Origin of the sequence: Burkholderia sp. AU19243, assembly GCF_018148075.1 — a bacterium.
Classification (GTDB): Bacteria; Pseudomonadota; Gammaproteobacteria; order Burkholderiales; family Burkholderiaceae; genus Burkholderia; species Burkholderia latens_A.
In genome coordinates this window covers 440,885-453,720 of record NZ_JAGSTV010000002.1, presented here as the reverse complement: position 1 = coordinate 453,720, position 12,836 = coordinate 440,885, and the positions used below count along the sequence as shown (strand labels likewise).

General features: G+C 67.1%; 11 protein-coding genes. 6 read left to right on the top strand and 5 right to left on the bottom strand.

Translation table 11 applies throughout. The features are described from left to right. Window positions 1-39 precede the first annotated feature (39 nt). Window positions 40-1,005, bottom strand: a complete 966-nt coding sequence (locus KDW55_RS05455) for a LysR family transcriptional regulator (protein ID WP_040139742.1) — start codon at window positions 1,003-1,005, stop codon at window positions 40-42. Window positions 1,006-1,110: 105 nt separating this feature from the next. Here KDW55_RS05455 and KDW55_RS05450 point away from each other — a divergent pair, with 105 nt between their 5' ends. Next, on the top strand, window positions 1,111-2,469 hold the full coding sequence (locus tag KDW55_RS05450) for an aspartate aminotransferase family protein (protein WP_040139743.1): 1,359 nt from the start codon (window positions 1,111-1,113) through the stop codon (window positions 2,467-2,469). 49 nt (window positions 2,470-2,518) lie between these two features. Continuing rightward, window positions 2,519-4,036 (top strand): CoA-acylating methylmalonate-semialdehyde dehydrogenase, encoded by a 1,518-nt coding sequence (locus KDW55_RS05445; protein WP_040139744.1) that lies wholly within the window; start codon window positions 2,519-2,521, stop codon window positions 4,034-4,036. 134 nt (window positions 4,037-4,170) lie between these two features. Here the strand turns inward: KDW55_RS05445 and KDW55_RS05440 are convergent, their stop codons facing one another. Beyond that, window positions 4,171-4,545, bottom strand: a complete 375-nt coding sequence (locus tag KDW55_RS05440) for a hypothetical protein (protein ID WP_069242931.1) — start codon at window positions 4,543-4,545, stop codon at window positions 4,171-4,173. A gap of 486 nt (window positions 4,546-5,031) precedes the next feature. On the opposite strand from KDW55_RS05440, the gene KDW55_RS05435 reads away from it, so the two are divergent. Next, window positions 5,032-5,409 (top strand): nuclear transport factor 2 family protein, encoded by a 378-nt coding sequence (locus KDW55_RS05435; protein WP_040141113.1) that lies wholly within the window; start codon window positions 5,032-5,034, stop codon window positions 5,407-5,409. A 24-nt stretch (window positions 5,410-5,433) separates the two neighbouring features. Here KDW55_RS05435 and KDW55_RS05430 read toward each other — a convergent pair whose 3' ends face one another. Continuing rightward, window positions 5,434-6,234, bottom strand: a complete 801-nt coding sequence (locus KDW55_RS05430) for a helix-turn-helix transcriptional regulator (RefSeq protein WP_040139746.1) — start codon at window positions 6,232-6,234, stop codon at window positions 5,434-5,436. Between the two features lie 129 nt (window positions 6,235-6,363). On the opposite strand from KDW55_RS05430, the gene KDW55_RS05425 reads away from it, so the two are divergent. Together KDW55_RS05425 and KDW55_RS05420 are read left to right on the top strand one after the other, a co-directional pair. Beyond that, on the top strand, window positions 6,364-7,770 hold the full coding sequence (locus KDW55_RS05425) for an APC family permease (protein WP_212160020.1): 1,407 nt from the start codon (window positions 6,364-6,366) through the stop codon (window positions 7,768-7,770). A gap of 56 nt (window positions 7,771-7,826) precedes the next feature. Continuing rightward, the gene (locus tag KDW55_RS05420) at window positions 7,827-8,927 is read left to right on the top strand and encodes a P1 family peptidase (RefSeq protein WP_212160021.1); all 1,101 of its coding nucleotides are present in this window, start codon (window positions 7,827-7,829) and stop codon (window positions 8,925-8,927) included. A gap of 138 nt (window positions 8,928-9,065) precedes the next feature. Here KDW55_RS05420 and KDW55_RS05415 read toward each other — a convergent pair whose 3' ends face one another. Together KDW55_RS05415 and KDW55_RS05410 are read right to left on the bottom strand one after the other, a co-directional pair. Continuing rightward, the gene (locus tag KDW55_RS05415) at window positions 9,066-9,278 is read right to left on the bottom strand and encodes a hypothetical protein (protein ID WP_059546830.1); all 213 of its coding nucleotides are present in this window, start codon (window positions 9,276-9,278) and stop codon (window positions 9,066-9,068) included. 177 nt (window positions 9,279-9,455) lie between these two features. Continuing rightward, window positions 9,456-11,639 (bottom strand): FUSC family protein, encoded by a 2,184-nt coding sequence (locus KDW55_RS05410; protein ID WP_209822573.1) that lies wholly within the window; start codon window positions 11,637-11,639, stop codon window positions 9,456-9,458. 189 nt (window positions 11,640-11,828) lie between these two features. Here KDW55_RS05410 and KDW55_RS05405 point away from each other — a divergent pair, with 189 nt between their 5' ends. Continuing rightward, window positions 11,829-12,776 (top strand): LysR family transcriptional regulator, encoded by a 948-nt coding sequence (locus tag KDW55_RS05405; RefSeq protein WP_040139751.1) that lies wholly within the window; start codon window positions 11,829-11,831, stop codon window positions 12,774-12,776. Window positions 12,777-12,836 lie beyond the last annotated feature (60 nt).

The window sequence follows — 12,836 nt, the reverse complement described above, 5'->3', positions numbered from 1 at the left end:
ACCCGCAGACGGCGGCCGCGCAGCCCGAGCCGGCCCGCTCTAGGCGTCGCCGCCATTGCCGCCCGGCCGCACCGCCGCATGCGCGGCCTCCAGGCACGACTGGAACAGCAGCGCCGCGCGCGACGGTCGCGGCGAGCGCCGCAGCAGGCTCACGAACCGGCACCGGTAATTGAACCGGTGCGGCGCGATCGGCTGCATCAACCCCTTGTTTTCGAAACTTTCCGCGTAATGGTCGGGCAGGAAGCCGAGATAGCGGCCCGAGAGAATCAGCGTCGCGATCGATTCCTGGTCGGACGCCGTCGCGCTGCGCGTGAGCTTCGCACGATGGCTGAGCTCCATGTTCGGCGAGTGGAAGCCGAGGCCGGCGAATGCGTGGTTGCGGATCGTCGTCCACGTGAGCTTTCCGTGCGGCGCGTCGAACAGCGGATGCTGGCGGCCGCAGTACAGCAGCATCCGCTCGTCGAACAGTTCCGAATATACGAGGCTGCCCGAGTTGCGGTGCGCGGGAATGATTCCGACCTGATAGCTGCCGTCGATGATCCCGCGCTCGACTTCGTTGATCGACGCGACGTGCAGGTTCAGCGCGACGTCGGGCGCCTCGTCCGCGAACTGGCGGATCGCGTCGCCAAGCCGCGCGTTCGGGTTGGTGGCCGTCTTGTCGAACACCGCGACGTGCAGTTCTCCGCCCATCTTGTCGTGAATGCCGTCGATCCTGCTGCGAAATGCCTCCATCGAGGCCAGCAGCCGCAGGGTTTCCTCGTAGACGGTCTGTCCCTCGGCGGTCAGCGTGAAGCCCGCGCGGCCGCGGCGGCACAGCACCAGGCCCAGACGCGTTTCCAGATCCTTCACGTGCCGGCTGATCGTCGAGATCCCGATATTCAGCTCGAGCTCGGCCGCCGCCATCCCGCCGCATTGAACGACGCCCTTGAAGACGCGCAGCAGCCGCAGATCCATGTCGCTGAGCTGCCCCAGCAGCGCGCGGCTCTTCGGTTTCTTTGCTTGCATAGTTGCGCAAGTAAACATTGATATTGCGATATTCAAAAGACTAATTGGCGTACCGACAATGCGCAAGATCAATACAGGAAGGAGGGGCGCGCGGCGCCGACCGACATGACCGATACGACTATCGCCAAGCAACAGGAAGAGACAAACCTCCGCACCGACGCCGCGTGGCTGGACGCCCACTGGATGCCGTTCACCGCAAACCGCCAGTTCAAGTCCGACCCGCGCATGATCGTGTCGGCCAAGGACGCGTATTACACGGACGCCGAAGGCCGCAAGATCTTCGACGGACTGTCGGGCCTGTGGTGCACGGGCCTCGGCCACGGCCGCGCGGAAATCACGGAAGCCGTGAGCCGCCAGATCGCGCAACTCGATTACGCGCCGGCGTTCCAGTTCGGCCATCCGAAGTCGTTCGAGCTCGCGAACAAGATCAAGGAACTGACGCCCGCCGGCCTCGACTACGTGTTCTTCACCGGCTCGGGCTCGGAAGCGGCCGACACGTCGCTGAAGATGGCCCGCGCTTACTGGCGGGCGAAGGGCAAGGGCACGAAGACGCGCCTGATCGGCCGCGAGAAGGGCTATCACGGCGTGAACTTCGGCGGCATCTCGGTCGGCGGCATCGGCGCGAACCGCAAGCTGTTCGGTCAGGGCGTGGAAGCCGATTTCCTGCCGCATACGCAGCTTGCCGAAAACCGGTTCTCGCGCGGGATGCCGGACAACGGCGCCGAGCTGGCCGACCGCCTGCTCGACCTGATCACGCTGCACGACGCATCGAACATCGCGGCTGTGATCGTCGAGCCGTTCTCCGGCTCGGCAGGCGTGGTCATCCCGCCGAAGGGCTATCTGAAGCGCCTGCGCGACATCTGTACCGCGCACGACATCCTGCTGATCTTCGACGAAGTCATCACGGGCTTCGGCCGAGCCGGCGCAATGACGGGCGCCGCCGCATTCGGCGTGACGCCGGACATCATGAACTTCGCGAAACAGGTCACGAACGGCGCGCAGCCGCTCGGCGGCGTGGTCGCGACGAAGGAAATCTACGACACGTTCATGGCCGCGGGCGGGCCCGAATACATGCTCGAGTTTCCGCACGGCTACACGTACTCGGCGCATCCGGTCGCCTGCGCGGCGGGCATCGCGGCGCTCGACCTGCTCGTGAAGGAAGACGCGGTGGCCCGCGTGCGCGATCTCGCGCCGCATTTCGAGGCAGCGGTGCACGGGCTGAAGGGCCAGCGCCACATCGCGGACATCCGCAACTACGGGCTGGCGGCCGGCCTGACGATCGCCGCGTTGCCGGGCGAGCCGGCACGGCGCCCGTACGAGATCGCGATGCGCTGCTGGGCGAAGGGCTTCTACGTGCGCTACGGCGGCGACACGATCCAGCTCGCGCCGCCGTTCATCGCCGAGAAGCGCGAGATCGACAATCTCGTGAATGCGCTGTCCGATGCGCTGAATGAAGTGGACTGAGCCGCGCCCCGTTTCCAGCGACAACCGAATTCACGACTGAGCCAGATACATGAAACACGACAGCAACGTTACTTCCACCATCGGCCACCTGATCGACGGCAAGCGCGTCGACGGCGGCAGTCGCGTCCAGCCGGTGTTCGATCCGGCGACGGGCGAATCGGGCAAGAGCGTCGCGCTCGCCGACAAGCTGACCGTCGAGGCCGCGATCGCGTCGGCGCAGGCCGCATTTCCTGCATGGCGCAATACACCGCCGCTGAAGCGTGCACGCGTGATGAGCCGCTTCAAGACGCTGCTCGAAGAGCACGCGGACGAGCTGTGCGCGCTGATCACCGCCGAGCACGGCAAGGTGCTGGCCGATGCGATGGGCGAGCTGCAGCGCGGGATCGAGAACGTCGAATACGCGACGTACGTGCCGGAGCTGCTGAAGGGCGAGCACAGCAAGAACGTCGGCCCCGCGATCGATTCGTGGAGCGAATTCCAGGCGCTCGGCGTCGCAGCCGGCATCACGCCGTTCAACTTCCCGGTGATGGTGCCGCTGTGGATGTGGCCGATGGCCGTCGCCTGCGGCAACACGTTCGTGCTGAAGCCGTCCGAGCGCACGCCGTCGTCGACGCTGCGCATGGCCGAACTCGCGCTCGAGGCCGGCTTGCCGCCAGGCGTGCTGAACGTCGTGAACGGCGACAAGGAAGCGGTCGACACGATCCTCGCCGACCCGCGCGTGAAGGCCGTGAGCTTCGTCGGCTCGACGCCGATCGCCGAATATATCTACGCGACGGGCTGCGCGCACGGCAAGCGCGTGCAGGCGCTCGGCGGCGCGAAGAACTTCGCGGTCGTGATGCCCGACGCCGACATCGGCAACGCGGTGAACGCGTTGATGGGCGCCGCGTACGGCTCTTGCGGCGAGCGCTGCATGGCGATCCCATTGGTCGTCGCGATCGGCGACGAAACGGGCGACCAGGTCGTCGCCGGGCTGAAGGCCGAGATCGAGAAGATGAAGGTCGGGCCGGGCAACGGTGCGGGCGTCGACATGGGGCCGCTCGTCACGAAGCAGCATTTCGACAAGGTGACGGGGTTCGTCGACGCGGGCGTGGCGGCGGGCGCGACGCTCGTGGTCGACGGCCGCGGCGTGAAGGTCGACGGCCACGACGGCGGCTATTACCTCGGCCCGTGCCTGTTCGACAACGTGAAGCCGGGCATGCCGATCTATCAGCACGAGATTTTCGGGCCGGTGCTCGGCGTGATCCGCCTGAAGTCGCTCGACGACGCAATGGCGCTGATCGACGCGCACGAATACGGGAACGGCACGTGCCTGTTCACGCGCGACGGCGAAGCGGCGCGCTACTTCAGCGACAACATCCAGATCGGCATGGTCGGCATCAACGTGCCGTTGCCGGTGCCGGTCGCGTATCACTCGTTCGGCGGCTGGAAGCGCTCGCTGTTCGGCGACCTGCACGCGTACGGCCCGGATGCGGTGCGCTTCTACACGAAGCGAAAGACGATCACGCAACGCTGGCCGTCGGCCGGCGTGCGCGAAGGCGCGGTGTTCAGCTTCCCGTCGAACCGTTGATGCGCGGCTGGCAGGTTGCGGCGCGACGCGCGCCAGCCTGCACGAACGCCCGCAGGCCCGCTCCGGCCGGAGCGGGCTTTTTTACGCGCGCGGCGGCTGCGGCGGCGCCCGCGCGGAACGCGCAGAACGAACGTCTATGGCGTGACCACGTGCCACACGTTGTTGAAGTTGTCGCCGTTGCGGTCGCCCTGTTTCATGTCCTTCGAGAAGAAATACAGCGGCTTGCCCTTGTATGCCCATTGCGGGCTGCCGTCGTCGCGCTTGACGATCGTGTAAGGGCCGGCCGGAACGTCCGTCGCGCTGGCCTTGTACGGCGGCCACAGGGTTTCGCATTGGCCCGTGCATGCGCTGGTGCCGGCGTTGGGCTTGTCCTTGTCGAACGAATAGACGGTCATCCCGTTCGCGGCGACGAGCAGGCCGTTTTCGGCTTTCGTGATCGAGCCTTGAGCCGAGGCCGAAACCGACGCCATGGCGAGCACGGCGGAACTGACGAGCAGCGCGGCTTTCATGGGACCTCCTGATAGTCCGGTTGGCGGCGCGATTGCATGCACGGCCGGGCGTGCGCGATCGCGTGGAATGGTGCCGGAGCGCGGCGCCGTGGCCGCCGGTGCGAGCGACGTGAAGTCGGGTGGCGGCGCAACGGCCCCGCTTCTTTCACCATAGGCGGTTTTTGGCAGCGCCGCGAGCCGAACCGGGGGCGTATCGCCCGATCCGTATGTCCGATGCAACGCAGGCGTGCGTCTCTGCGAAGCCGCGTGCGAGATCCGGCCCCGACTTGCACGAACCGCCACATGCGTGCCGCGCGGCGTCGGTGTCGCCAACGCCCGGCGAGCGACACGAAGGGCAACGAACTCGAATGGCTGCGCGACGCGTCGGCCGGCATGCCGGCACGATACGTGCACGTGCAATGACGTGCCGGCGGCGCGGCACGTGGATTGCTTGCGATGTGGCGAGCGGCGGGTCGTACGCGCCGCTACTTCGCGGAGGTAACGACGATGCCAGACGATCCCGGGGACGTCGCGCGTGCGAGCTATCGTGCGTACGTCGACAAGGACCGCGACGCGATCGAAGCGCTGATCGCGCCGGACTTTCATTTCACGAGCCCGCTCGACAACCGGCTCGACCGCGATGCGTATCTGGCGCGCTGCTGGCCGAACAGCACGATGCTCGCCGGCTTCGAATTCGTCGACGTCGCGGTGCAGGGCGAATACGTGTTCGTCGTCTACGAAGCCGCGACGACCGCCGGCCGGCGTTTCCGAAACGCCGAACGCCTGCGCGTGTGCGACGGGCGGATCGTCGAGGCCGAAGTGTATTTCGGCTGGTACGTGCCGCACCAGGCGCCCGATGGCGGCTTCATCGAACCGGCGCGCTGACGACGCGCGCCGGCATTGCAGCGCCTATCCGGCAGCATCGTCGCCGAGTGCCCGAATGAATCGCGAGAATAGCTCCGGCTGCGACGAGATCCCGAGCTTCGCGTAAAGATGCCGCCGGTGCACCTTCACCGTTTCCGGTGAAATCGCGAGCCGCTCGGCGATCGCTTTCGACGAATTGCCGCGCAGCACCATTCTCGCGATCGCCATTTCGCGATCGGTCAGCACACCCGCGCCGAAGCGCGCGAGCGCCTGCTCGACGCGCACACCGAGATCGTCGTCGGGCGTCGCGCGCGCGGCGTCGCCGATCAGCCGCCAGTGCTGGCGCATCGCGGCGAGCACCCACGGCATCGCCGCCGTGAGCTTGCCGAGCGGCTCGACGTCGAAGCGCGTGGCTGCGCCGAGCGATAGCGACAGCAGCAGGTCCGGAGTCGGGCGCAGCAGGATCTGGATTTCGTCGTCGCCGACCGCATCGCGGAAATAGCTCAGGAAATACTCGCTCTGCCGGAACAGGTCCGGCGCGACTTCCTCGAGCCGGTAGCAGCCGTCGGCGAGCCCGTCGTGCGCGGCCTGCAGGAACGGATCGAGCAGATATAACCCATTGAGGTAAAGCGGTACCGGCGACGCGCAGTCGGCGCCGCCCGTGTCGTATTCGTCGAGCACGAGCGGCACGCCGTCGCGGCCGATCGCGGTTGCGAGCGCGTTGTCGAACGGCACCATCTCGTTGAGCAGCAGCACCAGGAAGCGCCAAAAGCGCGGCTGGCCGAGATGATCGATCGCGCGGCCGAGCGCCTGATGCATCGCGATTTCGGAGAAGAGTCGATCCATACCACCACCGGAGGGCGTAACACGAACGGGGAATAGCGGTCCTGAATTTGGCTTCCTAGACTGCCACGCAATGATTCGGGCCCGAGTATGGGCGTTCAAAAAACGGCAGCAAAGCAACAGGAGAACGAAATGGCGATGATGTCGGAATCGACGGGCACGCTGCAAGCGGCGCCTGCCACGCAAGACGGGCCGCGCGCGTTGTCACAGACGCTCAGCGTGCGCGATGCGGTGATGATCACCGTGTCGGGCGTGACGCCCGCGAGCTCGATCTTCGTGATCGCGCCGTTCGCGATCCAGCAGGCCGGGAGCGGCGCGGTGCTGTCGTTCGTGCTCGGCGGCGTGCTCGCGCTCGCGTTCGCGCTCTGCTACGCGGAGCTCAGCGCCGCACACCGCAGCGCGGGCGGCGAATACGTGATGGCCAAGCGCGTGTTCGGCACGCTGCCCGGCTACCTGACCTTCATCACGGTGCTGTCCGTCAGCGTGTTCATTCCGGCCGTGCTCGCGAGCGGCGCCGCGCCATACCTGAACAACGCGCTCGGCACGCACTTCAGCAATCAGTCGGTCGCGTTGACGATCGTGCTGCTCAGCTACGTGCTCGGGATGCTGAACATCAAGACGAACGCGTGGATCACCGGCGCGTTTCTCGTCGTCGAAATCGGCGTGCTGATGCTGATCGCGGCGCTCGGCTTCGGCTCGCCGCATCGCGGCGCGGACGTGCTCGTCGCGCCGGTCGTCGCGAGCGGCACCGCGCTGGTGCCAGCGACGCTCGCGGCGATCGTGCCCGCGATCGGCACGGCGATCTTCTGCTACAACGGCTTCGGCTCCGCCGCGTATCTCGCCGAGGACTTGCGCGGCGGCAACCGCAACGTCGCGAAAGCCGTGATCTATTCGCTGCTGGTGATTCTCGTCGTCGAGCTGGTGCCGCTCACCGCGATCGTGCTCGGTGCGCCGTCGCTGACCGAGCTGACGAAGAGCGCGGATCCGATCGGGTACGTCGTGCGCTCGCTGAGCAATCCGGCGGTGTCGCGCGTGGTCAGCGGCGGGATCTTCCTGTCGGTGTTCAACGCGATCATCGCGATCGTAATCACGATGGGGCGCCTGCTGTACAGCAGCGGCCGCCATGCGCTCTGGTCGCGCGGCTGCAATCGCGCATTTTCGACCATCCATCCGCGCTTCGAATCCCCTTGGCTCGCGACGCTCGCGCTGGCGGCGCCGTCGTCGGGGCTCGTGTTCGTGTCAAGCCTCGACGAGCTGACCGCGTTCACGGTCGACCTGTTGCTGCTGATCTACCTCGTCGTCGGGCTGGCCGCGCTCGCAAGCCGCTTCGTGCGCCGCGACGTCGAACATCACTACCGGATGCCGCTGTGGCCCGTGACGCCGCTCGTCGCGGTCGCCGGGGCAGCGTACACGCTCTACACGACGCTCGCGACCGCGACGAAGCCGACCGACCTGATCATCATCGGCGGGCTGCTGGCGGCTGCGCTTGCGATGTATGCGGTGTGGGCGCGTCACAGCGAGACGTTCCGTTCGCTGTGACCGTACCGGCACACCGAACCGCCAAAACACCGCAAAAACACTGGAGGAATTGCATCATGCGCACGAGGGATCTCGGCATCCGCATCGGACTCGGTACGCCGGGCCGCTTCAACGCGATCACGGACGTCCCGGGCGTGCGGGTCGGGCATTGCACGCTGAACGTCGAGAACGGCGACGCATCGATCCGCACCGGCGTCACGATCATCGAGCCGCGCGCGGGCGCCGCGCACGATTCACCGTGTTTCGCGGGCGTTCACGTGCTGAACGGCAACGGCGACGCGACCGGGCTCGAATGGATCCGCGAAGCGGGCCTGCTGACGACGCCGATCGCCTATACGAACACGCACAGCATCGGCGCGGTGCGCGACGCGCTGGTCGCCAACGAACGCGAAGCGGCGGCCGGCCGCGTTTACTGGTGCATGCCTGTCGTAATGGAAACTTACGACGGTGTGCTCAACGACATCTGGGGACAGCACGTGAGCGCCGCACACGTGGAGCGCGCTCTGGCCGCCGCGCAGTCGGGGCCCGTTGCCGAAGGCTGCGTCGGCGGCGGCACGGGGATGATTTGCCATGAGTTCAAGGGCGGGATCGGCACCGCATCGCGCGTGGTCGCGGGCGGCTGGACAGTCGGTGCGCTCGTGCAGGCGAACCACGGTGTGCGCGAGATGCTGCGCGTGGCCGGCTATCCGGTCGGCGAAGTGCTGCGGCACGTGCATTCGCCGTTCCGCGCCGCGCACGCGCACGGCGAAGCAGGGATGGGCTCGATCGTCGTGACGCTTGCGACCGACGCGCCGCTGCTGCCGCATCAATGCACGCGGCTCGCGCAACGTGCGAGCGTCGGGCTCGCCCGCGCGGGCGGCGGCACCGAGGATTCGAGCGGCGACATTTTCCTTGCGTTCGCCACCGGCAACGATGGGCTGCCGGCCGCGAACTACGGCAGCAAGGGTGCGCCGGCGACGGCCGTGAAAATGGTGAACAACGACCATATCTCCGCGCTGTTCGTCGCGGCGGCCGACGCGGTGGAGGAAGCGATCGTGAATGCGCTGGTGGCCGGAACCGACGTCGAATCGCGCGGCGCGCGCGTCGAAGGCCTTGGGCCGGCGCGCTTGCTCGATGCGTTGCGCGAAGTCGGTTGGCGGCCGGCGCGCGGTGCGTGAAACGGCATGCGCCGCCTCAGTCGAAGCGGCGAGGCGCGCAGTGACGGTGCGGCGACCGGCCGGCCCGTCTTGCGCGTGCACTGGCGATGCGTGCAACGCGCGCGCGGCGGGCCGGGCCGTGACGACGCGGCGTCATGCTCAGCTGCCGAAGTAGACGTTGCAGAAGCTGACCGGGCCGACGCATGCGTTCGGGTCTTCCTGCGTCGGCCGATTGCGATCGACGCGACCGGCGGCCTGCGTCGCTTCGGCTCGGTTCGCCGGCTGCTGCGCGACATCGGCCGGCGCAGGCTGGGCATGCGCGACGGCGGCGGTGAGCGACAGGGCAACGAGGGCGAGGTGCAGCGGCTTCATTTTGGTTTCTCCAGGGTCGGTGCCAGTCTCGCTGGCAGTGACGCAACTATAGGCTCGCACTGCTTAAGGATTAAGCACCGCGGGTGGAGAGCTTATTTCCAATCGGAACAAGGATCATGTTGCGTGCGCATCGATTCCGGGTCTTCCCGGTTGCTCACGGTCGGCAGGAGACGGTCGTCAATGACGATGGCGGTTGAACGGTGCGTCCTTGTCCAGCAGCGCACTGCGGATGAAGTGCAGACAGCCGACGATGCGCTGCATCTGGTGGCGCGCATCGGGCACTGCGTACCACGCGTGCAGCGCGTGCTGCGCGGCGCGGATCGCCAGGTTCACCGACTTCAGCGTCCGCGCGTGATGCACGGGCGTCGGATCGTCGAAGAAGCGCGGCAGCTCGCGCAGCACCGGATCGACGGCCGTGGTCCAGCGCAGCGCCTGCGGCGGCTTCGATGCGCAGAAACCATGCAGTTCGTCGCGCAGGTCGATCACCGCATGGCCGACTTCGAGCGTCGACAGCATCCAGCGCAGCGCATCGCGATGCTGACGCGTACGTCTGACGAGCAGCGTGCGCAGTTGCGCCATCAGGTCATGCGTGCTCGACTGGAAGCGCGCGGCGAGGCCGTCTCGCGGGCCTTCGCACGCGAGCGTCACCTGGCGGCGCAGATCGTGTGCGATGCGCGCGGTGAGCCATGGCATGTGGGTCGGAAACACGACAGCGAACACGAGCGAGCACGCGAGCATCGCGACGACGATGGCAAAGCCGTTGTTGACCAGTAGTTCGGGCGTATACGCGATCGTGTTGTCGGGGCCGGCCAGCAGGCAGAAGAACACCGCGAAGCCGATCCCGTAGCCGGACAGGCCCGGCCGCATCGCGAGAAACGCACCGAGGCCCAGCACCGGCGCGAGTGCCGCGCACAGCAGCGGAAAGCCGTCGATGTTCGGATACACGTGGCACAGGTACACGTAGCCGGCGGCCGTCGCGAACGCCGCGCCGACCGCCATTTGCGCGACGAACTTCGGCGCACGCGGGGACGTCGAGCTCAGCGCGCACGCGATGGCGGTGGCGATCACGGCGAGCGAGCCGCTCGGCCATTCGGACGCGATCCAGAACGCGCTCATCGCACCGACGGCGACCAGCGTGCGCAGGAACGCGAAGCCGACAAAGAATGAATTGGTCTTCACCGCGTAGCGCGTGACCGAGCGTTCGAGCGCGCGATCGTCGCGGTCGAGCGATGCATAGGTATCCGCATAACCGACGTACTCGCCGATGAAGCGATACATCAGCTCGATCGCCGTATCGAAATCGAGCACGCCACCGGCAGCATGCTCTTCGATCGCACGACGCGACGCGCGGGCAGCCTTCGGCAACGCACGATGAAAGCGGCGCAGTTCGAGCAGCGCGCCCGTCGTCGACGCGATCCCGCGCTGCCGTTCGTCGCGCAACGCGGTGACTCGCTGCGCGAGCCCGTCGACGTGCGGCGCGAGCGCTTCGAGCACGGCGTCCGACCGGTTCGCGCGAAGGCGCTTCACGAGCTGGTGCAACGCGTGCAACCGCGTGCACGCGTTCATGAACTCGCTGTTCAGCCGCGCGAGCCGGCGGCTGCGTGCGCGAATGTGCGGATCCTCGAACGACGCGAATGCGCGATTGGCTTCGAAGCCGACGATCTCGTCGACGAAATCGGCGAAGCGCCGTTCGAAATCGCCGCGCGCGAGCTCGCCCGACAGCGCGCCGGCCGCGAATGCCGCGAACGTCACATGGCGGGTGCTCAATGACCGCATCAGTGCCTTCGCGGAGCTGAGCGGCAGGATCAGCGCGCTGACCGCGCCGGAGCACGCGATACCCAGTGCGACTTCCGCGGCGCGCGTGAGCGCGGACTGGAACAGCGTCTGCGGCGTCATCACCGCCGGCAGGCCGATCAGCGCAGCGGTATAGCCGGCGAGCACGAACCCGTACCAGCGGAAGTGGCGATTGCGTACCGCGAGCGCGATGCATGCGCCGATCCACAGCGTGATGCCGGTCATGTACAGCTCCGGCTGTTGCGCGAACAGTCCGCCGAGCGCGAGTGCGGCGACGAGGCCCGCCGCCGTGCCGAGCACGCGGTAGAAGCTCTTCGCGAATACCATTCCCGACAGCGGCTGCATCAGCACGAACACGGTCGTCATTGCCGTGCGCGGCTGCGACATCTCGAGCCGCATCGCGATGCCCATCGCGAGCAGTGCAGCCAGCACGGTCTTCGCGAGGTGCAGCCAGATCAGTCCGTCGCTCGCGGCCCAGTCGCGCGCGGCGCCGCCCAGCGGATCGAGCCAGGTTCTCCATCGTGACGGTTCGATGGACGGTTGCTCGATCGCAGGTTGTGGCTTCATGAAAAGAAGGGGCGCGTGCGGTGTCGCGGCGCGTCCGGACGGGTCCGTTCGACTGATGAGGCGCCGATTGTAGGAGGGCGGCGCGTGCGCATTAACGCAGCTGCGGGGAAACGATAGTTGCATGCCGCGTAACAATCTGTCGCACCTGCTGGAGGAAAATAGCGGCTCCGCTACAGGTGGTTCACAGGAATGGATACGCTACAAAACATGCGGGTGTTTACGCGCGTCGTCGAGACGGGCAGTTTCACCGCGGCCGCGCAATCGCTGAATTCCACGACGGGCGCGATGTCGCGCGCGGTGTCGGAGCTCGAGGCGCGTTTGCGCACCCGTCTGATGAATCGCTCGACGCGCCGTCTCGCGCTGACGTCGGCCGGCGAAAACTATCTGCGGCGCTGCCGCCAGATCCTTGCCGACGTCGATCGCGCCGAGGAAGAAGCGAGCTGCGCGCACGAGCGGCCGGCCGGCGTGCTGCGCATGCACAGCTTCGCGAGCGTCGGCCACCACTACGTGATGCCCGCACTGACGCGCTATCACGCGCAATACCCGGACGTGTCGATCGAATTGTCGCTGTCGCAGCGCATGCCCGACCTGTTCGACGGCACGAGCGACATGGCCGTCGTGACCGCATCGTCGCTGCCCGATTCCGAACTCGTGTCGCACCTGCTCGGCTCGACGTTCAGCATTCTGTGCGCGTCGCCCGAGTACGTGAAGCGCCACGGCGCGCCGGCGCGCCCGCAGGAGCTCGGCGCACATGCTTGCCTGACGCTCTGCACCCCCGCATTCCCGACCCACGAATGGGTGCTGGAAGGCGCGGACGGCGTCGAGCAGATCCATGTTGCCGGGCCGGTTCAGACCAACACCGCAGAGTCCCTGGCGCTCGCGATTCGCGACGGTATCGGGATCGGCATGCTGCCGCTGTATTCGGCGATCGATGCGCTGCAGGACGGCACGCTCGTGCGCGTGCTGCCGAGCCACATCCTGCAGAAGATGAACGTGTATGCACTGTACCCGTCGCGCCGCTTCATCGATGCGAAGGTGCGCACGTGGGTCGAGATGCTGCGTGCACAGGTGCCGGGGATGATCGCGCGCGACGTCGAGACGCTGAACGCGATCGGCCGCGAACCGCAGGCCGCCTGAGCGAAGTTCACGCGCGTGTCGCATGCGGCGGCGCATGCACACACCGGTCGCCCTCGGCGA

Coding starts and splice junctions, on each gene's coding strand:
- KDW55_RS05455 (WP_040139742.1), bottom strand. CDS start 1,005: ATGCAAGCAAAGAAACCGAAGAGCCGCGCGCTGCTGGGGCAGCTCAGC.
- KDW55_RS05450 (WP_040139743.1), top strand. CDS start 1,111: ATGACCGATACGACTATCGCCAAGCAACAGGAAGAGACAAACCTCCGC.
- KDW55_RS05445 (WP_040139744.1), top strand. CDS start 2,519: ATGAAACACGACAGCAACGTTACTTCCACCATCGGCCACCTGATCGAC.
- KDW55_RS05440 (WP_069242931.1), bottom strand. CDS start 4,545: ATGAAAGCCGCGCTGCTCGTCAGTTCCGCCGTGCTCGCCATGGCGTCG.
- KDW55_RS05435 (WP_040141113.1), top strand. CDS start 5,032: ATGCCAGACGATCCCGGGGACGTCGCGCGTGCGAGCTATCGTGCGTAC.
- KDW55_RS05430 (WP_040139746.1), bottom strand. CDS start 6,234: ATGGATCGACTCTTCTCCGAAATCGCGATGCATCAGGCGCTCGGCCGC.
- KDW55_RS05425 (WP_212160020.1), top strand. CDS start 6,364: ATGGCGATGATGTCGGAATCGACGGGCACGCTGCAAGCGGCGCCTGCC.
- KDW55_RS05420 (WP_212160021.1), top strand. CDS start 7,827: ATGCGCACGAGGGATCTCGGCATCCGCATCGGACTCGGTACGCCGGGC.
- KDW55_RS05415 (WP_059546830.1), bottom strand. CDS start 9,278: ATGAAGCCGCTGCACCTCGCCCTCGTTGCCCTGTCGCTCACCGCCGCC.
- KDW55_RS05410 (WP_209822573.1), bottom strand. CDS start 11,639: ATGAAGCCACAACCTGCGATCGAGCAACCGTCCATCGAACCGTCACGA.
- KDW55_RS05405 (WP_040139751.1), top strand. CDS start 11,829: ATGGATACGCTACAAAACATGCGGGTGTTTACGCGCGTCGTCGAGACG.